The following is a 19,519-nucleotide window of genomic DNA, read 5'->3' as shown; positions in this document are numbered from 1 at the left end:
AATGGATCCAATAGCGCGAATCTTTGCAGTGCGCGACGAATACTTATTGAATACTAAACGTAAACAGCGAATTGGCGAATTCTTTTTCTTTGCCATCCTAGTCTTTTATTTGCTCTGTTTATTTTCTAGTAATACGATGTTTATTACCTACTATCCAAATAAATCATTTATCTACGACCTTTACATGGTCGCAGGTTTTTTAATGTTACTTAAGATTTTATTATTTACCGAATTTAAGAGTACCCAAGAATTTTTATTATATACTACGATTGGTTTATTATTGCTGGTCGGCTGTCAGCAGGCTAACAGTTACGAATTGATCTACTATTATTTATTCATCGTCGGTGCGCGGGGGCTCGATTTTAAAAAAATCTTGCAGGTCTTTATGGTAGTCGTAGCGGCGTGTCTGCTGGTGACTTTTGTGTCCGCTAAATTAGGGTGGATCGATAGTCTGATTAATAGTAGAACGGGGAGCGCCGGGATCCGCTATGCTTTAGGGACGGTTTTTCCTACTGATCTAGCGGCCCGGGTCTTTTATTTACAGTTGGCCTACATGGTATTTAAAAAATTTCGTTTAGCTTTGCCTGAATACATCGGGGTGTTCGCGGTCACGGTGTTGACATACGTCTGGACTGATACGCGCACCGACTTTTTGTTGATGCTATTGATGTTGGTTTGTGCATTGTGCTATCCGTGGTTGTTACAGTTAATGCAACGAATAAAGTCTTACCTGCTTGAAATCGCGGGAGTGGCAGTTATTTTGATCATGATCGTACTGACCTACTTGTATCGACCTCAAAATCGTCTCTTTCATTTTCTTGATTCTTTACTTTCAACTCGTTTATCGGTTGGTCGTCATGCTTTTAGTAAATATAATGTGACAATGTTTGGGCAAATGGTTTACCAAAATGGTAACGGTGGGATTCACAAACATTATTTCAATTATTTCTTTATCGATTGTAGCTTTTTACGGGTTTTGATGATGAACGGAGCAGTGGCATTTTTTATTTTGTTGCTGGTTTTGTATCTGTTATCCAATAAATTTATAAGTCGACAAGCGCTAGAATTGGAAATTGCTTTGATTTTGGTTGTCTTAAGTTCTTTACTTGATCATCACTTACCTGATTTGTCGTTTAATATTTTTTTCTTGGCTTTGTTGGCAGATATTAACAAATTTAGTAAGAGAGGTGAATTTATAGATGGAACAAAATGAGTCACTTATTAGTGTGATAGTGCCAGTATATAATGTGGAAAAGTATCTAAAGCGGTGCTTAAATTCGATTGTAAGGCAAACATATTCTAATCTAGAAATCATTTTAATAGACGATGGTTCAACGGATTCATCAGGAAGTATTATTGATCAGTATGCACAAAAAGATTCGCGCATTAAAACATACCACCAGAAAAATGGTGGTTTATCAAACGCACGTAATCAAGGAATTTTTCATTCTCATGGTAATTATTTAACTTTTGTTGATTCTGACGATAACATTACCTGTGATTACGTTGAATATTTATATTACTTATTGCAAAAAAGTAATTTTACAGCCGATATATCTATATGTTCATTAATGAATGTTTATCCAGAAACAGGTAAGCGGATGGATTGTGGTAATGATACTGAGGTAGTATTAACTGGTAAAAAATGTATTGAGAAAATGTGCTATCACGATTTGGTTGATACGTGTGCGTACGCAAAATTGGCTAAAAGGAATTTGTATGATAATGTAAAGTTTCCCGACGGCAAGCTGTTCGAGGACATGGCAACTACTTACTTATTATTCGAGCAGTGTCAGAAAGTCGCTTGTGGCTTCAAGTCCAAGTATACTTATTACATCAGAAAAGATTCGATCGTGACCGGCAAGTTTACGCCTAAGAAGTTTGAATTGCTAGAAATGACCGATAAGATGGCACAAGACGTTACCCGCCGCTATCCCGATTTGGGAGGCGCGGCCGTGCGTCGCCAGGTCTACGCGCGTTTTAGCACGTTAAACCAAACTTTAGGTGTTCGTTGCGCCGAGGTTCAAGCCAAGCAACAAGAGATGGTGTCGTTTATCAAAAAACACCAACACGAAGTTATGCGTGATTTAAAGGCGCCACTGCGAGATAAACTAGGTATTATGTTATTGCAATTCGGTTTTAATTTTTACCGGGTCAGCTGGAAGTTCTATTTGAAATTGACGAATAGGTGGCAGAAAGGAACGAACAAGTGAAAACATCGGTAGTAGTTTCGACGTATAACGGTGAAAAATACGTGCTCGAGCAACTCGATTCGATCAGAACACAGACTAAACAACCTGACGAAGTCTTGATCTGCGACGACCGCTCGACCGACCACACGGTAGAATTGGTGCAAGATTTTATCGCTAAGTACCAGTTGGATAACTGGACTTTGCAGGAAAATGAAGTCAATAAGGGCTGGCGGCGCAATTTCATGGAAGGTTTGTGGGCGACTAGCGGCGACGTGGCATTTACCTGCGACCAAGATGATATTTGGCGGGCCGATAAGATCGAATTGATGACCGACATGATGGCTCATAACCCGCAGATCAGTTTGTTAGCATCCAATTACTGTGAGTTTTACGAGGACGGCAGGCGTAAAGTCGGCCCGTGGCCTAATGAGCAAAAGCTGTTTAAATTTAAGATCCCGAACAACTATATTTTGGTTAAAAGTCCGGGATGTACCCACTGTATTCGGCGTGAATTGATCACTACCGCGCAAAAATACTGGCAAGAAGGCTACCCGCACGACGGTTTATTGTGGCGTTTAGCCGAATTTAGCGACGGCTTATACGTTTACAGTGATACGCTGATCGACTGGCGTAAACACCAAACTAGCGCATTTGCCAAGGAAAGCCGGGACCTTAAAAGCGTAGCCGAAAAGAAGAAATGGATCGCCGTGGCGTCAAGCATCAATAACGACGTGCGCGATTTTGTAGAGCACGGACAGATGAAGTGTAAAAAAGCCAAACTGGCAGTGTTGAATAAAAACGCGCGCTGGTTAATGGTGCGGCGTAAGTTTTACGAGCACAAAAATCCACTGACGGGGATCTGGCTGGCGAGTTACTGGCCGTGTTATCCGCGTTACCGTCAGTATTTAGGTGACTGGTATCTGATTTATTTGAAATTACGTTAGTAATAAAGCAATCTTTATTAGATTTATTTAGAATTAGTGACTGAAATTTACCATTGATACCTAATAATGCTAAGTTAGTTAATAATTATGGTATATTTCGTAGGAATAATTCATATTGGAAAAGTGTTAGTACGTTATAACGAATTTAAACTTATTAGATATCAATTTAACTTAAGGAGAATTAATATGGATGATTACATTATTAGCTCGATTGAATCAGGACAAATGGGTGGAAGTAAAGCAAAGGAAGATGTTATCAAATTCAGTAATGAATATGGTTATCAATCATTTAATGTTCATCCATATCATAACAAAATCTCAAAATTATTTTATTCACATCTAAATATAGCTTCATTTTTTAATAAAAACAAAATTAATAATGTTGTTTTACAGTACCCAATGCATTCAAATTATATGGTTAATTTCATTGCTAAAAAAATTAGTAAATATATTAATGGCAAATTTGTAATTTTTATTCATGACATCCAGAATTTACAAAGTGATAATGCACAAGAATTAAAGTGGGAATTAAATTTATTTAAAACTGCTGATGTACTAATTGTTCATAATGATCAAATGAAGTCATGGTTAATGAATCATAATATTCAAACTAAAATGATTGTTTTAGAAATTTTTGATTACGATAATCCTCAACCAATTCAACCACTAATTCCATATGAAAAAAGTGTTTGTTTTGCAGGAGCTTTATTTAAGTCAGAGTTTCTAAAAAGTCTCAAACTAACAAATAAATTATATACTTTTGGATCAGACATGCCTCAAAAGCATCATCCTAATGTTATATATCAAGGACAGTATTCTCCAACTGAACTTCCTGTTCACCTAAGCCAAAATTTTGGCTTGATTTGGGATGGTCCCAGTACTAGTACCTGTTCTGGAAATTTTGGACAATATTTAAAATACAACAATCCCCATAAGACCTCTCTTTATATTAGTTCCGGTATCCCAGTTATTATTTGGGAAAAAGCTGCACTTGCGGAATTCATTGCCAGAAACAAAGTTGGGATTTTAATTTCTGATTTAGCTGAACTGGATAATGTTTTAGATAGTATTTCAGAAAAACAATATGCACAATTGAAGGAAAATACCTGTGAAGTAGCTCAAAAGTTACGCAGTGGTTTTTATACTAAAAATGCATTGCAGAAAATTAATGATTGAAGATAATGCTTATTTTTATTGTGAGCGTAATACAACAATGATGTAGAAAGCATTGTCTTTATTCTTTTCAATAGGGTTTCGTTGACATAATTGTAATATATAGAAATAGAAGTGTAATGCTTTTTTGTACTCAAATTTAGATCATACACAAAAATACATTGATTTTTTGTCCTCAACACTTGTTAGTATAGAACCTAATGAATTTGACCAGCCAGTGAAATCACTCAAGAAGAATCAGGTGGCAGTGGTAAATAGTTGTCAGTATCGTTATAGTAACGGCCTTTTAGAGGGCATGAACCGTAAGATCAATGGGATCAAACGGACGAGCTTTGGTTTTAGAAACTGGTTTAATTTCAAGTTAAGGGTTATTTTGGAATGTACTAGCAAGATTTCACTACTGAACTAATTCAAAAAATTTGATCAATTAAGGAGGATTATTTAGTGTACGTTAAAAGCGGGAAAATGCGCCTAAAACACTAAAAATTAAAAACAAAATTAATTAAAAACAAAAAACGACTTAAAAATAACAAACCATCTAGACCAATTTTGATCTAAGTGGTTGGAAAATTCTCCATCAACACTAGTTGACAAAGAACCATATTAAAAGGGAGTTGGTCCCAAACGTTCAGTAGCTAATACTTGAACGCTTGGACCCAGCTCCTTTTTGTAATCTTCATAATGAACGCGTATTACTTGACTTTAACGTGCAGTATTTTTTTAACCCAGCGATTTAATAGCCAGTAATCGACGTAAAGTCGTGCTTTAAGTCCGCGCGTGGGCCACATTTTGACCGTAGTATTGATTCGCGGCCACTGCTCACGGTAACGCCGGATCAGTTGGCGTAAGTACAGGTGATAGTGGTAGTCTTCCGATTGACCATCTGATGTGTGCCAAATTGCGGCGGGAATCACGTAGTTTTTATAGTGAGCTTGAGCCGCAATCAGGCACTGTTCGACGGCGTATAAATGCCAACCAGCTGTGTTAGGAAAAGGGTATTTTTGCCAAAAACTTTTTTTCATGACGAAAAAACATTCATCGACGGTTTGAATTTCAGCGGGTCCGCTAATTATGCGGCCCGCCGCTTTTTTTTGTGGTCCGTGGACGATATTGGTCAAAATGATCCGGTCGCCATTTTCTAAGGCAAGCGGCGTTCCCGCGATCCCCGCTACGCCAAATTCAGGTAGGTCTTGAAGGAAACGACTGATCTGGGCTAACGCGTCGGGGCGTAAAAAACGAATATCGGGGTGACAAAAGACTAAGTATTCGCCTTGTGCCTGAGTAGCTGCGTGATTATAAGCCGCGCGTGCCGAATCATATTCTTGGTGTTGGTTGGCGATGGTGATCAGCTCGTAATCGACAGCTGTTTGGGTCGCCAAGCTTTCCTGAAACTCTTGGTAAACCGAAGCGCGGTTAACGATCGTGATCAGTGATAATAAGGGCACTTGTCTCTCCTCGCAATCTAAATAAAATATGTGGTTAAATTAGTAATTAATTATGTTAAAAGGCTCCGTCTGCTTTAAAAATACTGATGACAGCTTTAAAAATTATCTGGCAATCAAATAATAATGAAGCGTGCTCAACATAATAAAGTTCGTAATCACAACGTTTAGGGTAAGGAACCGTACTACGACCATTGGCTTGCCAATATCCCATTGCGCCCGGCGTGACGGATAAAAATTCGTCAACGTCCGTTCCGTATTCTTTTAATTCTTCTTCAACGATAGGCCGTGGTCCTACTAGAGACATTTCTCCCTTAAAAATATTCCAAAATTGAGGAATTTCGTCTAAAGAAGATTTGCGTAAAAATTTGCCAAAAGAAGTAATCCGGGGATCGATTTCTGGCGGTAGTTTGTAATTATTTTTAACGTATAAATCGTGTAATTCCTGATCAGCAGCTAATTTTTTATCAGCATCGACTATCATGGAACGGTACTTATAGATATAGAAAGGCTGGTGATTTTTACCGATCCTTTTTTGTTTGAAAAAAACAGGGCCTTTATTATTACCAAAACTATCAATCAGAAAAATGATAACAGTAATTACCCCCACAAAAATGAGAGCTATTCCTGAAATGATAATATCGCATAAACGTTTGATCCCGAGATAAACAGTTCGTTTACCCTTATTAGACATTTTTAGTACCTCTTTTTATGATTTTATACTATTCGTTGGCTTTATTTTACGTAGTAAAAATGAACCGATTTTTTTGATCCAATGCTGATTACCGATAAACATTACCGGTAATTCAGTATAGTTGATTTGATTGTGGGTAAGCCAAACATCCAGCAATAATTCACCAATAAAGCCAAAAATACGTTGTTCATACACAGAGTAAGCTTCAATGTCAACGCGTTGTTCAACTTCCATTAATATAGTAAATAACCATTCAGAATAAGCATCGAAAAATTGCCGCTTAGCGATTATCATGTTGAACATGTGAGCAGACCTACGCTGCATAACTCGATCAAAAGAAGAAAGATATTCCGGAAATTTTTCCTCGATTACAGTGCGAGTTACTGCCAAATCCGAGATGTGATGTGCGTTCTGATAATGGGACCAAGATGTCTCAATATAGTAATTCCTTTTTTTAGGCACGATCACGTCGTGAAAACTCAGCAGGCGCGTTAGTGTTTGGTTGTTTAAGACGTCGGCGTATTTTTGTTCGCCGTTACTAAAGAAGTGGCTCTTGCCGTTGGAAAATAAACGGCGGTAATGAACTAGGCCCTTGACGTCTGCTTGCCGGTTTTTCCACGCCCAGTATTGGGCAGTCAACTCACAGTAATTCGGATTTTTAGCGGCGATATTGTCGCCTTGATCATCGCGCAAGAAACCGGGAAAGTTCGTCGGTGCTGATCCGACCTGTAAGGGTAAGTAGATCGGTTCTTGTGGCATGCGCGTTTCTTTATGGCTGACGACGTAAATTTCAGTTTTCATGTAGTACTCCTTATATACCTACTTAATTACCGTTACCGGAAATCATACTTCCCCATTTTAGCAAATTTTGGCATAGAATTCACCTCGAAGCTGTAAACCGCCAAACTGGAACAAGCAAAAAAAGGACCAGAACAAAAATTAATTTGTCCCAGTCCCATACAAAGCTAACAACTAGCTTGAATAGGGGGATCATAATTAGCTAGTTGTCGCAGCTACTTACATTAAAGGGGGAGTAAGTAATGCTGATGCTTTTTAATAGACTCATTGTACAATGAATTTATTAAAAAAGCTTAAAAAAAGCTCAATTTTTTTATTAAGGTTAGTTGTCGGTTTGTAAATGTGTGACTGGTGGCAACTGCTGCTTGTTAGACTGCCGACCGTGGCGTGCACGCAGAGCCCACAAAATAGAAACCGTGTCGACTAACTCTTGGCAAAGTGCGCCAAAGAGGGTCGGTAATACTCCGACACTAGCGATCAGCATCAGGACCGTACAGATCGCGATCCCGATCAAAACGGATTGCTTAGCCACGCGCATGGTATCTTGGGAGATGATCTTTGCTTTAGCCACGCGTGAAAGGTCGTCTTTTAAGATCACTAATTGTGCGGTCTCGCTCGCTGCGGTGGCACCGTGTGCGCCCATCGCGATGCCGACGTCGACCGAAGACAGGGCGGGCGCATCGTTGACACCGTCACCGACCATCACTACCGGTCGTTGTTTGTCTGGAGTTTGTTTTAAGATGTCGATTTTTTCTTCCGGCAATAGCTGAGCGTGGACTTCATTAACACCCGCTTGTCGGGCGATCTGTTCGGCCGTTTCTTGGCGGTCGCCGGTCAACATCATGATCGTAGTGGCACCGTTTTGAGCGAGCTGTTCCATCGTTTCTTTTGCTTCGGACCTGATCTGGTCTTTAAAGGTGATGTACCCGGCAAATTGTTCGTCGATGCTGACGAAGACTGCGGTTTGTTCTTGCGTATCGTTGGTACTTTGGGTATCAGCCGCGGCAAATGAACGTTTACCGACTAAAACGCTATGCCCCGAAATTTGCGCCGTCACGCCACTACCAGTGACTTCTTTGACTGCGGTAGCGTTGGGCAGTGTAATTTTTTTAGCGGAGACGTAGCTCAGTAAGGAACGCGCTAAGATATGGCTGGATTCTCGTTCGGCACTGGCCGCTAAACTTAATAACTGTTCTTTTTCAAATTGAGGTTGGGTAACGACATTAGCGACGTGTAACCGCCCTTGGGTGATCGTCCCCGTTTTATCGAAAGCAAAAGTCTTAGCGACGGCTAGTTTTTCTAAAACATCGCCGCTTTTAACGATGATCCCGTTACGCGAAGAACGACTCATGCCGGAAACTAAAGCGACGGGAGCGGCTAAGATCAACGGACACGGCGAAGCGACTACGAGTACTTCGGCACAGCGAACGGGGTCTTTGGTAACGAACCAAGCGATCCCCGCGATCACGTAAGCAATCAGGGTAAAGGGAACGGAGTAGCGGTCGGCTAGCCGCACGAAATGAGCGGGTTTAGCCTGTGACTCCTTGACTAACGCGATCAAACGTTGGTACTGACTATCTTTAGCTTCCTTATCGACTTTCATCACGACCGCGGTGTCGCCGTTTAACGAACCGGACAACACGTCGTTGCCGCTACTCTTTGGCACGGGCCGTGATTCACCGGTCAGTGAAGATTCATCGAATAAACTGGTACCGCGGATGATGTGACCATCAACGGGGACCAATTCTTTGGGTTTAACTAGTAAATGGTCGCCTAATTGGACTTCTTCGACCTGTAAATCGCTCGTATTGCCGTTAGCATCTAGTTTATGGGCAACCTGCGGTGAATTTTCCAAGAGGGCTTTTAACTCCGTGTTGGCTTTATTAGCGGCGTAATCTTCCAGCGTGTCGCCCCCGACCAGCATCAGTAAGATGATCATGGCCGCCCAGTACTGACCGACGGCTAAGGTGGCGATGATCGCCGTGATCGCTAGCAAGTCGACTCCGTATTTACCCGAGGCCAAAGTTTTGATCATCTCGATAAACATGGAGATCGTCAGTAACGCACCAGTCAAGGTGATCAAAATTTGGGCCCACAGGGGGTGACCTAAAATAAATTGCATGACTAAAGAAATAATCCCAATCGCAAAGACAGAGAGTAATTTTTGCGAGTGTTTCATCTAAATTCCTCCTCGTTAGATAAGCTGTAATTAGCATAACACCAAACAATATCAAAGTAAAATAGAATTATTCTAAATGAGAAAAAATTTCAATTAGCGCTGAAAAAGATGATTAGAACAAGGATTTACTTTGAAATGGAATTTGGGCTGTCTGTGCTGAGAATTGTGCTAAAAATTATGACTTGGGTAATAACTATAAATCGCACCTTGATTATTTAGTGGCAATGTAAGAAAATGTAAAAGAATGTATGAGTTTCATCTGCGAGCTACTCAAAGCAGCAATTTCCACCTAGCTACGTCACCGGCAAATTGCTGCGTTCTTTTTTTAGTCGAGCTCCGTGAAGCAAAGCCTTGTGCCTAACAACTTTGACAGCCAGCCGCAGGTCACGGCTTATTGTCCAAAGTTTGTTAGTGCTCAGGCTTTACCCGCTTCACTGCACTCTGTTTTATAGTCGAGCTTCGTGAGACAGGAGTCTGTGCCTAGCTACACCAATTACAACTTGCCATGACCCGGCAACCTGCAGTTGGTTAGGCTAGTGCTCAACTCCTGGCCGTCTCACTGCGCTCTGTAATTAATAAGGAGTCTATTCATGAAAGGTATAATTTTAGCAGGGGGTAGTGGCACTCGCCTCTATCCCATCACTCGCGGCGTTTCCAAACAGCTCATTCCTGTTTACGACAAGCCCATGATTTATTATCCCTTGTCTACCTTGATGTTGGCTGGTTTGCGCGACATCTTACTGATCTCTACGCCCGAGTACACCCCCCAGTTTCAAAAGTTACTGGGCGATGGTTCTTCTTTTGGAATCAATTTATCATATCAGGTGCAAGAAAAACCCAACGGCTTGGCCGAAGCTTTCATTTTAGGCAAAGATTTCATCGGTTCGGATTCAGTTTGCCTGGTATTGGGTGACAATATTTACTACGGCAGCGGGTTATCTCGTTTATTACAGGCTGCTGCGGCTAAAAAAACCGGTGCGACCGTGTTTGGCTACCACGTCAATGACCCGCAGCGTTTTGGTGTTGTTGAGTTTGACGACCAGTATCACGCCTTATCGATCGCCGAAAAACCGGATCACCCGAAGAGTAATTACGCGGTAACTGGTTTGTATTTCTACGATAACAATGTCGTTGAGATCGCTAGTCAGTTAAAGCCTTCTGCTAGAGGTGAGTTGGAGATCACGGACATCAACCAAGAATACTTGCGGCGCGGCCAGCTAGACGTCAAATTGATGGATCGCGGCTACGCTTGGTTGGACACAGGGACTCACGATTCGATGCTTGAAGCCGCTATGTTTATTGCAACGATCCAAAAGCGCCAGAATTTAAAAGTTGCTTGCTTGGAAGAAATTGCTTACCGCCAAGGCTGGATCACCCGCGACAAATTATTAGAACTCGCACAGCCACTTAAGAAAAATGATTACGGGCAATACCTATTACGGATCGCCCAAACGGAAGGAAAATAACATGGTTAAAGTTTTAACTACTAAATTACAAGACGTCAAACTGATCGAAACCGCTGTTTTTGGTGATCAGCGGGGCTTTTTTACCGAAACTTACACGCGTAACAAATTTCAAGAAGCAGGTATTGACTGTGATTTCAATCAGGACAATCATTCGTTGTCGACCCAAGCCGGAGTTTTGCGCGGCATGCATTTTCAACGTGCTCCTCACGCCCAGACCAAATTGATCCGGGTCGCTACCGGCGTTGTCTACGATGTATTAGTCGATTGCCGGGCTGGTTCTCCGACTTATGGTAAGTGGCAGGGCTATATTTTAAGCGAATATAATCACCGCCAGTTATTAGTTCCGAAGGGCTTTGCACACGGTTTTGTGACCTTAACGCCCAACGTGAACTTTATGTATAAAGTTGAAGGTTACTACGCACCGCAAGCTGATGGGGGGATCGCCTTTGATGACCCTGACCTAGCGATCGACTGGCCGATGCCCAAAGAACACCTGATTTTGTCTGCAAAAGACCAGCACCATCCACGCCTAAAAGACGCTGATTTGAATTTTGTTTATGGGGAGGAAATGTAAATGAAAAATATTTTAGTGACGGGCGGTGCCGGTTTTATCGGCAGTAATTTCGTCCATTACATGCTGGACAAACACCCTGATTACCGGATCGTTAACCTTGACTTGTTGACTTATGCGGGTAATATTCATAACCTCGATGATATCAAGGATAACCCTCAGTACGTTTTTGTCCGGGGCAACATTACTAACCGCGAATTAGTTTCTTACTTAGTAGACCAGTACGATTTGGATACGATCGTTAATTTCGCGGCGGAAAGTCACGTGGACCGTTCGATCCGTCATCCGGAAGTCTTTATCGAAAGTAACGTTCAGGGGACCTTAGCCTTACTGCACGTTGCTAAGGAAAAGAAGATGGAAAAATTCCTGCAGGTTTCGACCGATGAAGTTTACGGCACCTTGGGTTCTACCGGGTATTTTACCGAAACTACAGCGTTAGCACCGAATTCCCCGTATTCCGCCAGCAAGGCTGCTGCCGATTTCTTGGTACGCTCGTATTACGAAACTTACGGCTTAAACGTTAATATCACGCGTTGTTCTAACAACTACGGCCCGTACCAATTTCCGGAAAAGTTGATCCCGCTGATGACGTCTAACGGAATGGACGGTAAGAAATTACCGATCTACGGCGATGGCAAGAATATTCGCGACTGGCTGCACGTTTACGATCACTGCCAGGCGATCGATTTGGTCTTGCAAAAAGGTAAGAAAGGCGAGATCTACAACGTTGGTGGTCATAATGAGCGCACCAACAACCAGATCGTGCATTTGATCGTTAAGAAATTAGGCTTGAGCGAGGACTCTATCGAATACGTTAAGGATCGTTTGGGTCATGATAAACGCTATGCGATCGACCCAACTAAGATCGAAACGCAGCTGGGCTGGAAGCCTAAGTACACCTTTGAGACGGGAATCGATGAGACCGTCGACTGGTACTTACAACACGAAGAGTGGTGGCGACCACTGAAGGCTCGCGCAGCGCTAGATTAATGAGCTGTTTGAGCGCAAAAATAATTGATGAATAGGTGTTAATGAGGGGGAGGCAATTTAGTTTTGTCTTACCCTTTTTAATATTAAGAAAAGATGGGACCTAATAATATGAAAATTTTAATTACCGGCGCTGACGGACAGTTGGGCAGCGAGTTACAACACCTTTTTGACGAACGAAAAGTGGACTATACTGCTACTAATTCGGCAACTCTAGACATCACTAACGAACAATTAGTCGAACAGTACTTCGCCCAGCACCACCCGCAAATCGTTTATCACTGTGCCGCCTATACCGCCGTTGATAAGGCCGAAGGTGAGGGCAAAGAAGCCGACGAGTTGATCAATGCCACCGGTTCACGGATCATCGCCCAGGCCTGTGCCAAATACGACGCTACTTTAGTTTATCTGAGCACCGATTACGTTTTTAACGGCGAAAAAAAATCCGAGTACCTGCCAGACGATCCTAAAGGACCTAAAAACGAATACGGCCGCACCAAGTTGTTAGGGGAGCAGGCCGTGCAAAAGTACTGCACTAAGTATTACATCGTGCGTACTGCCTGGGTTTACGGCCAGTGGGGGCATAATTTTGTCTACACGATGTTGAATTTAGCCAAAACTCACCCGCGGATCACGGTGGTCAACGATCAGGTCGGACGCCCGACTTGGACGCGGACGTTAGCGGAATTTATCACTTACCTAGTTGATCAGCAGATCGCCTACGGTATCTACCACTGCTGCAATGACGGCCAGTGTTCGTGGTACGAATTTGCCAGTGAAATTTTGAAGGATCAAGACGTTGAAGTCGTACCCGTGACTTCGGCACAGTACCCAACGGCGGCGTTTCGTCCGGCATATTCGGTGATGAAATTGGCGACGGAAACGGGTTTTCATTTTCCAACGTGGCAAGAAGCACTGGCACAGTTTATGAAACAGATCGCCGATAAGTGAGGAAAATAGCGTGCAAAAAATTAAGGTAATGACGATTTTTGGAACGCGGCCCGAGGCCATCAAAATGGCACCGGTCGTTTTAGAACTGACTAAGCAGGCAGACACTTTTATCCCGGTGACGGTGATCACGGCGCAGCACCGCGAAATGCTCGACTCTGTGATCGCGAGTTTTCACCTTAAAGTTGACTATGATCTTGATATTATGCAACAAAACCAAACCCTCAGTCAGATCACGTCCAGGGTTTTAGGGCGGCTAGATAAGGTCGTGGAAAAAGAAAAGCCCGACGTGATCTTGGTGCACGGTGACACGACTACCACGTTTGCTGCTAGCCTGAGTGCGTTTTACCACCAGATTTCCGTCGGTCACGTCGAAGCCGGGTTGCGGACGTGGGATAAATACGCGCCGTACCCCGAAGAGATGAACCGCCAGCTGACTGACGTGTTATCCGACTGGTATTTTGCTCCGACCGAGTTGAGTAAGCAAAATTTGTTGCGGGAAAATCACCGCCAAGACCGGATCTTCGTCACGGGTAACACCGCGATCGATGCGTTAAAACAAACGGTCAGCGCGAATTTTACGCACCCCGTTTTAAATGAGATCGCGCCAAACGCACAAGTGATCTTGTTGACGATGCACCGCCGGGAAAATCAAGGGGCCCCGATGCGGCGTAGTTTGCAGGCGATCAAACACGCGCTGAGCGCGCACCCGGATTACGAATTGGTTTACCCAGTTCACCTGAGTCCTGCGGTCCAACGAGTCGCACACGAGGTGTTTGATGACTGTCGCCAAGCACACTTGATCGCGCCGTTAGAAGTGGTTGATTTTCATAATATGGCAGCGCGCAGTACTTTTATCATGACCGATTCCGGGGGCATTCAAGAAGAGGCACCGTCGTTAAACAAACCAGTTTTAGTTTTGCGTGACCAAACGGAACGACCGGAAGGCGTGCGTGCCGGTACGTTAAAATTAGTTGGCACCGACCCGCAGGTGATCCAAACGCAGATGACGCGGCTGATGGAAGACCGGGATTTTTACCAGCAAATGGCACAGGCTAAAAATCCGTACGGCGACGGACACGCCGCGCAAAAAATTTTGGCAGTGTTAAGGGAGCATTTACGCTAAGTGTGCAAGCATTTTTTTGGCGCTACTGTAGTTTTGTAGTATCCTTAATTTTGGGGGTGAGTAAAAATGTTTCCAGTTAGGTTACGTGCGTTAAGGCAAGGGCGTGGGCTATCGTTAAATGGTTTGGCCTTTGAGTTGAATAAAATGAGCGGCGGCGGTCACGAAAATACCGGGCCGCAGTTAGGCAGTTGGGAACGGGGGATCAACCATCCTTCGTATCTCGAAGTCCTAAAACTGGCCGACTATTTTGGCGTTTCGTTAGATTTTTTGGTGGGACGAACCTACGACGAATTGGAATTGGAAGATGTTTTTGCCGCTAATTCACGCTTGCGTTTTAACGGTCAGTTACTCAGTCAAAGCGACCGTAGCCAAGTGTACGGCATGTTAAAAGGTTACTTGCGGGGAAAATACCCACCTCAAACGGCTGTTACTCGATCTGCGAATCAGGTCTCGTTGCCGATCGAAATCGAGGAACAGTAGTTACTATCATAAAATAATTTAATGAGAGAGGAGCTCTTGATTGTCACTAATTGAACAGCTTTACGGTCCTTTTTTTAATTTAAGTAACTGGAAAATGGTGCTTACGTCGGGACAGGACTGGCTGATTATTTTATCGTTAATCATGATCGAATGTTTATTGTCCGTTGATAATGCGATCGTGTTAGCGGCTCAAACACAAAAATTACCGACCAAACAGCAACAGGAAAAGTCCTTATTCTACGGGATCTGGGGCGCGTACGTTTGTCGTTTTATCCTGATCGGTCTGGGCAGTTTTTTGATCAAATTCTGGGAGATCAAAGTAGTCGGTGCAGTTTACTTGCTGTACCTGTCGCTGCGCCATTTTTGGGACCGGGCGCACCCCAAAGAAAAGAAGGCTAAGGCAACAAAGAAAAAAAGAACGTGGCTGTCCCCTTTCTGGTCGGTCGTGTTATCGATCGAACTGATGGATGTCGTTTTTTCGATCGATTCGATCTTAGCGTCACTAGCGATCTCGCCGAACCCGGTGATCGTTTTACTAGGCGGACTTTTTGGCATTTTAGCGATGCGCGGGGTGGCCGAAGTGATCATGAAATTACTGCAGCTGGTACCGGAACTGGAAGTCGTAGCATACGTTTTGATCGGTTTTATTGCCATTAAACTGTTCTTGACGATCCCGGCGATCGGTATCGAGATCCCAGCGGTACTGTTTGGCGCGATCGTGTTAGTTGCGATCGTGGGTGCGGTGATCGTTAACCGCATTAAAAATTCACGCTGAAACTAAATGACAAGACAGTATTTACAAGTAGTAAAGGATGTTTTATATGTATAAACTAATAGCTTGTGACATGGATGAAACACTGTTGAGTACTAAAAAAACGATCACTCCTCAGACTGTCGCTGCAATCAAAAAAGCCAGTGCACAGGGAGTTTATTTCGTGCCTAATACCGGGCGCAGCTTTTTGAGTATTCAGGATAACTTAGCGACGTTAGGTTTGCTGCAGCAACCGTCACAATTTGTAATTTCCTATAATGGTGCGGCAATCATCGAAAATCAGCACAACCGTGTTTTGCAGGTCAATCAGATGCCCTTTGAAGCGGTGCGTCAGATCTTTGAAATTGGGATGGAACGTGGCCTGTGCGTGCACGTTTATACCGTCGACCGGTTGTACATTTGGAATATGAGTAACCTCGAGACTATGTATCTGACCGGGCGTGTCAATAACTGGCGGAAAATGACAACGCCTCAGATCGATTTTTTGCAAGACGTTCCTTTGTGTAAGATCATTTTTAACATTGAGGATCGTAAAGAACGCATGCAGATGAAAGACTACGTGGCTGCTCACGTTGATTTTGACTTGAACATCAGCTTTTCGTCGGAGCGCTACGTTGAATTTAACGCGCCGAGTGCTGATAAGGGTCAGGCGATGTTAACGTTGGCGCACAGATTAGGGATCAAACAAGAAGAAGTGATCGCTGTCGGAGATAATAGTAACGATCTACCGATGATCACGGCGGCGGGTCTGGGGGTGTGCGTCGCTAACGGACAGGATTTTGTCAAAAAGCAGGCCGATTACGTGACCGTCGCTGATAATGATCACGATCCGTTAGCCGAAGTGATCGCCAAGTTTGTCGTTCAATAAGAGGAGGTAACTGGTGGCTGTTAAACTAACCGCAAAAAATTTTCGGGAAAAAACCGCGCACGGCTTGATGCTGGTCGATTTTAGCGCAGACTGGTGCGGGCCGTGTCGCATGTTAGCACCGCTTTTAGCGGAATTAGAATTAGATTTTGACGGAGCAGTTAAATTCGGGGAAGTGGACGTGGAAACGGATCAGGACTTGGCCGTCGCTTTGCACGTCCAAAACTTACCGTGCATGTTATTGTTTGTTAACGGCGTGGCTAAGGAAAAAATCGTTGGTTTCAAGCCACTGGGAGCACTGCGCGACTACTTAACGGCAAAAGTTAAGCAGTATCAAGTCAACGAATGACGACTTTGGTACCGGGGGTCAGGTGGTGATACATCCAGCGTGCATCCGGGACCGACAGGCGTACACAACCGTGTGAAGCCGCCTTTTTGCCCAGTTGTTGTGCTTGGGCGGTGATAAAATTACCGTTCCGATCGGTTGGCACGGAATGAAAGAGGTAGATGCCGTGGTCTTTAAACGAAACCCAGTATTTGGCGCCTTCACCCGACTCTTTGTTGTAAAAAAACTTGCCTTTTTCTGCTTGGACATACCAAGTACCGCGGGGAGTGGCCTGATTTTTGCTGCCCGTCGAAGCGTACATCGTGTACAGTATTTTTTGATCATCTAATAGGTAGACCCGCTGTTTTTGGGTGTCAACTTTAACCCAAAAGTCAGTGGTCTTTTTTAGCTTAGGATAAGCGACTTTTTCCGACGAACGCTGCCAGTCGATCGGCCGGCGCATGACGGTGGTCTTGTTTGTTTTTGCGGGGAGTTTTTGTTTTAGCTGACGCTTGCTGTGCTGTTTGCTATGTTTATGGTGCTGTTTATTATCGAGGTGCAACTTGCCGCTACTATCCGCCGCTGCCTGATCGGTTTTAGGCGGTAGTTGGGGTTGTTCAATTTTTTGGGTCAGTAATAATAAGCCGTAACAAAATAAGCAGGTGGCGATGATCCTGATGATCAGCCGGGCAAGTTGATTTTTGCGCATGTTTTTTCTCCGTTCGTAAAATCAAAGATTAAGACCAAAGAGGAGTTGGAGCACTTCAGCGTGTCCCAGCTCCTCTTGGTAATTCGTAAAGCATTAACCGGTCGCTTATTTGGTGATAATTTTATTTGGTCAAAGCGTCGATCTGTGCTAATTCAGCGTCACTAAAAGTGATGTTTTGCAATGCTTTTAAGTCATCGTGCAAGTGAGCGGTGCTGGTCGTGCCGATGATCACGGAAGAAACGACCGGATCACGCAGCAACCAAGCTAACGACATCTGCGATAGGGTCTGTCCGCGTTGCTGGGCGATCTCGTTAAGAGCATTCAGCTTAGCGACAACTTGTTTTTGCCCACCTTGCATGACGTAACTACTGGTACTGTGAATTGGAAAATCAGCGGGAATTTCTTTTAGGTACCGGTCGCTGAGCAATCCTTCGGCTAACGGGCCGTAAGCGACGATGCCGCGGTTTTGCCGTTTCATCTCGTTGACCAAACCGTTTCTTTCGGGCTCGCGGTTCAAGATGTTGTAGGAAACTTGGTTGACGGTATAAGGAGTTCCTAATTCAGCGAATAATTCTGCGGCTTTGTGGGCCTGCGGGGTGTTGAAATTAGAGATCCCGATATACAGCGCTTTGCCTGACCGAACGACGTCGTCGAGGGCCTGCACGCTTTCTTCCAAGTCGGTCTCGGGATCGAAGCGGTGAGCGTAATAAATGTCCACGTAGTCGGTTTGCAGCCGTTCCAAGGTGCGGTCGATGGACTGCAAAATGGTTTTGCGTGACAAAAAATGGCCGTAAGGTCCGGGAATTGAGCGGTAACCGACTTTAGAAGTGATCACCAATTCGTCACGGTAAGGTTTGAGTTCGCGACTTAAAACGGTACCTAACAGTTCTTCGGCAGAGCCGATCTCGGGATCACCGTAATGGTCGGCACAGTCGAAACTAAAAACGCCATTGTCAAAGGCTTCCAAGATCACCTCGCGCCGGTCAGCCAGCGGGGCGTGACTGCCAAAATGGCGCCATAAACCTAGAGAAATCAGTGGTAATTTCAACCCGGTATTACCTACGCGGCGGTGCGGGCTTTTTTCATATCTTTTTTCGTTTGCTTTGTACATAAAATGTAACCTCCTTCATCATTAGTATAATCGTTTCGCAGTTAAATTAACATAGCGAGAAATGATTTGCCGTCTGGCGGTTAAACTTGCGTTGGCGCCGGGATTTTCCTATACTAAACTGTGTTTCATTTTAATGGTGGTTCGTAAACATCCCACCTAAAAAAACTAGGAGGTTTTAATTATGGTTCAAGCGTCAAGTAAGGTCGCCCAACTGACAAAAATCGCGTTGGTCGCGGCTTTATATGTAGTATTAACGGTGGTGTTACTGCCGTTTAGTTATGGCCCGATCCAGTTTCGTTTATCGGAAATGCTCAACAACTTGGTGGTGTTCAACAAACGCTATATCTGGGGCGTCACGTTGGGCTGTCTGATTGCGAACTTGTGGTCTTCGATGGGCGTGGTCGACGTAGTTTTTGGTACGCTAGAAACGCTAGTGATGACGGCTTTAGGTTGGTGGTTGAGTCGTTACGTGCATAATTTACCGGCTAAACTAACGATCGTGGTCGTTGTCTGCACGTTAATGTCGTGGTGTATCGCATTAGAGTTACACTTGGTCAGTCAAGCGCCGTTTTGGTTGACGTTTTTGACGGTCGGGATCGGTGAATTTGTTGTGATGGTCGTCGGTGCGGTGCTGACCTGGCTGATCGACAAGAAAATTGATTTGACGAAATAATTAGTTATAAAAGCCGTTAATTAAAGTTGAAGAATAAATGGGACCGGGACAAAAATTACTTTTG

At 43.8% G+C, this 19,519-nt stretch carries 21 protein-coding genes and 1 riboswitch; of the genes, 15 read left to right on the top strand and 6 right to left on the bottom strand.

The window, feature by feature from the left end; translation table 11 throughout:
* The first annotated feature begins 1 nt into the window (after position 1).
* The 5 genes from ACSYSK_RS07445 (at position 2) to ACSYSK_RS07425 (ending at position 4,718) form a co-directional block, all read left to right on the top strand.
* Positions 2–1,213 carry a hypothetical protein gene (locus ACSYSK_RS07445; RefSeq protein ID WP_491714514.1) on the top strand — a complete coding sequence of 404 codons (1,212 nt, stop codon included), beginning with the start codon at positions 2–4 and terminating at the stop codon, positions 1,211–1,213.
* Positions 1,200–2,213: a glycosyltransferase family 2 protein gene (locus tag ACSYSK_RS07440; protein ID WP_491714513.1), complete on the top strand. Its 1,014-nt coding sequence runs from the start codon at positions 1,200–1,202 to the stop codon at positions 2,211–2,213. Before ACSYSK_RS07445 ends, ACSYSK_RS07440 begins: the two co-directional genes overlap by 14 nt.
* A complete protein-coding gene (locus tag ACSYSK_RS07435) occupies positions 2,210–3,136 on the top strand; it encodes a glycosyltransferase (protein ID WP_491714512.1) in 927 nt (308 codons plus the stop codon). Before ACSYSK_RS07440 ends, ACSYSK_RS07435 begins: the two co-directional genes overlap by 4 nt.
* A gap of 186 nt (positions 3,137–3,322) precedes the next feature.
* Positions 3,323–4,312 (top strand): glycosyltransferase, encoded by a 990-nt coding sequence (locus ACSYSK_RS07430; RefSeq protein ID WP_491714511.1) that lies wholly within the window; start codon positions 3,323–3,325, stop codon positions 4,310–4,312.
* 124 nt (positions 4,313–4,436) lie between these two features.
* Positions 4,437–4,718 (top strand): transposase, encoded by a 282-nt coding sequence (locus tag ACSYSK_RS07425; protein WP_491714510.1) that lies wholly within the window; start codon positions 4,437–4,439, stop codon positions 4,716–4,718.
* 283 nt (positions 4,719–5,001) lie between these two features.
* Here the strand turns inward: ACSYSK_RS07425 and ACSYSK_RS07420 are convergent, their stop codons facing one another.
* From ACSYSK_RS07420 to ACSYSK_RS07405, 4 genes are all read right to left on the bottom strand, one after another.
* Positions 5,002–5,754 (bottom strand): glycosyltransferase, encoded by a 753-nt coding sequence (locus tag ACSYSK_RS07420; protein WP_491714509.1) that lies wholly within the window; start codon positions 5,752–5,754, stop codon positions 5,002–5,004.
* Positions 5,755–5,809: 55 nt separating this feature from the next.
* Positions 5,810–6,445 (bottom strand): sugar transferase, encoded by a 636-nt coding sequence (locus tag ACSYSK_RS07415; RefSeq protein ID WP_491714508.1) that lies wholly within the window; start codon positions 6,443–6,445, stop codon positions 5,810–5,812.
* A 15-nt stretch (positions 6,446–6,460) separates the two neighbouring features.
* Complete coding sequence (locus ACSYSK_RS07410; protein ID WP_491714507.1) at positions 6,461–7,246, bottom strand: DUF4422 domain-containing protein; 786 nt, start codon at positions 7,244–7,246, stop codon at positions 6,461–6,463.
* Positions 7,247–7,565: 319 nt separating this feature from the next.
* The gene (locus ACSYSK_RS07405; RefSeq protein ID WP_491714506.1) at positions 7,566–9,422 is read right to left on the bottom strand and encodes a heavy metal translocating P-type ATPase; all 1,857 of its coding nucleotides are present in this window, start codon (positions 9,420–9,422) and stop codon (positions 7,566–7,568) included.
* 590 nt (positions 9,423–10,012) lie between these two features.
* On the opposite strand from ACSYSK_RS07405, the gene rfbA reads away from it, so the two are divergent.
* From rfbA to ACSYSK_RS07360, 9 genes are all read left to right on the top strand, one after another.
* The gene (gene rfbA / locus ACSYSK_RS07400) at positions 10,013–10,888 is read left to right on the top strand and encodes a glucose-1-phosphate thymidylyltransferase RfbA (RefSeq protein WP_491714505.1); all 876 of its coding nucleotides are present in this window, start codon (positions 10,013–10,015) and stop codon (positions 10,886–10,888) included.
* Between the two features lies 1 nt (position 10,889).
* On the top strand, positions 10,890–11,462 hold the full coding sequence (gene rfbC / locus ACSYSK_RS07395) for a dTDP-4-dehydrorhamnose 3,5-epimerase (RefSeq protein ID WP_491714504.1): 573 nt from the start codon (positions 10,890–10,892) through the stop codon (positions 11,460–11,462).
* A complete protein-coding gene (gene rfbB, locus ACSYSK_RS07390) occupies positions 11,463–12,449 on the top strand; it encodes a dTDP-glucose 4,6-dehydratase (RefSeq protein WP_491714503.1) in 987 nt (328 codons plus the stop codon). It abuts the gene before it with no gap.
* 108 nt (positions 12,450–12,557) lie between these two features.
* The gene (gene rfbD / locus ACSYSK_RS07385) at positions 12,558–13,397 is read left to right on the top strand and encodes a dTDP-4-dehydrorhamnose reductase (RefSeq protein ID WP_491714502.1); all 840 of its coding nucleotides are present in this window, start codon (positions 12,558–12,560) and stop codon (positions 13,395–13,397) included.
* Positions 13,398–13,425: 28 nt separating this feature from the next.
* Positions 13,426–14,520 (top strand): non-hydrolyzing UDP-N-acetylglucosamine 2-epimerase, encoded by a 1,095-nt coding sequence (gene wecB / locus ACSYSK_RS07380; protein WP_491715880.1) that lies wholly within the window; start codon positions 13,426–13,428, stop codon positions 14,518–14,520.
* 66 nt (positions 14,521–14,586) lie between these two features.
* Positions 14,587–15,000: a helix-turn-helix domain-containing protein gene (locus ACSYSK_RS07375; protein WP_491714501.1), complete on the top strand. Its 414-nt coding sequence runs from the start codon at positions 14,587–14,589 to the stop codon at positions 14,998–15,000.
* A gap of 40 nt (positions 15,001–15,040) precedes the next feature.
* A complete protein-coding gene (locus tag ACSYSK_RS07370) occupies positions 15,041–15,775 on the top strand; it encodes a DUF475 domain-containing protein (protein ID WP_491714500.1) in 735 nt (244 codons plus the stop codon).
* A 46-nt stretch (positions 15,776–15,821) separates the two neighbouring features.
* Positions 15,822–16,640, top strand: a complete 819-nt coding sequence (locus ACSYSK_RS07365) for a Cof-type HAD-IIB family hydrolase (protein ID WP_491714499.1) — start codon at positions 15,822–15,824, stop codon at positions 16,638–16,640.
* 13 nt (positions 16,641–16,653) lie between these two features.
* Positions 16,654–16,986 carry a thioredoxin family protein gene (locus tag ACSYSK_RS07360; protein WP_491714498.1) on the top strand — a complete coding sequence of 111 codons (333 nt, stop codon included), beginning with the start codon at positions 16,654–16,656 and terminating at the stop codon, positions 16,984–16,986.
* On the opposite strand, the gene ACSYSK_RS07355 is transcribed toward ACSYSK_RS07360, so the two are convergent.
* Positions 16,976–17,671 carry a L,D-transpeptidase gene (locus tag ACSYSK_RS07355; protein ID WP_491714497.1) on the bottom strand — a complete coding sequence of 232 codons (696 nt, stop codon included), beginning with the start codon at positions 17,669–17,671 and terminating at the stop codon, positions 16,976–16,978. The genes ACSYSK_RS07360 and ACSYSK_RS07355 overlap by 11 nt on opposite strands.
* A gap of 121 nt (positions 17,672–17,792) precedes the next feature.
* Entirely contained in the window at positions 17,793–18,782 is a 990-nt protein-coding gene (locus ACSYSK_RS07350) for an aldo/keto reductase (RefSeq protein WP_491714496.1), read from the bottom strand.
* Between the two features lie 130 nt (positions 18,783–18,912).
* Positions 18,913–18,957: riboswitch (PreQ1 riboswitch) on the top strand.
* A gap of 6 nt (positions 18,958–18,963) precedes the next feature.
* Between ACSYSK_RS07350 and ACSYSK_RS07345 the strand changes: the two genes are divergently transcribed.
* A complete protein-coding gene (locus ACSYSK_RS07345) occupies positions 18,964–19,455 on the top strand; it encodes a QueT transporter family protein (protein ID WP_491714495.1) in 492 nt (163 codons plus the stop codon).
* The last annotated feature ends 64 nt before the right edge of the window (positions 19,456–19,519 follow it).

The sequence above is a fragment of the Ligilactobacillus sp. ESL1201 genome, from assembly GCF_058503265.1.
Note: the sequence above shows the minus strand (reverse complement) of the source record. Positions and strands in the feature narration are given on the sequence as shown.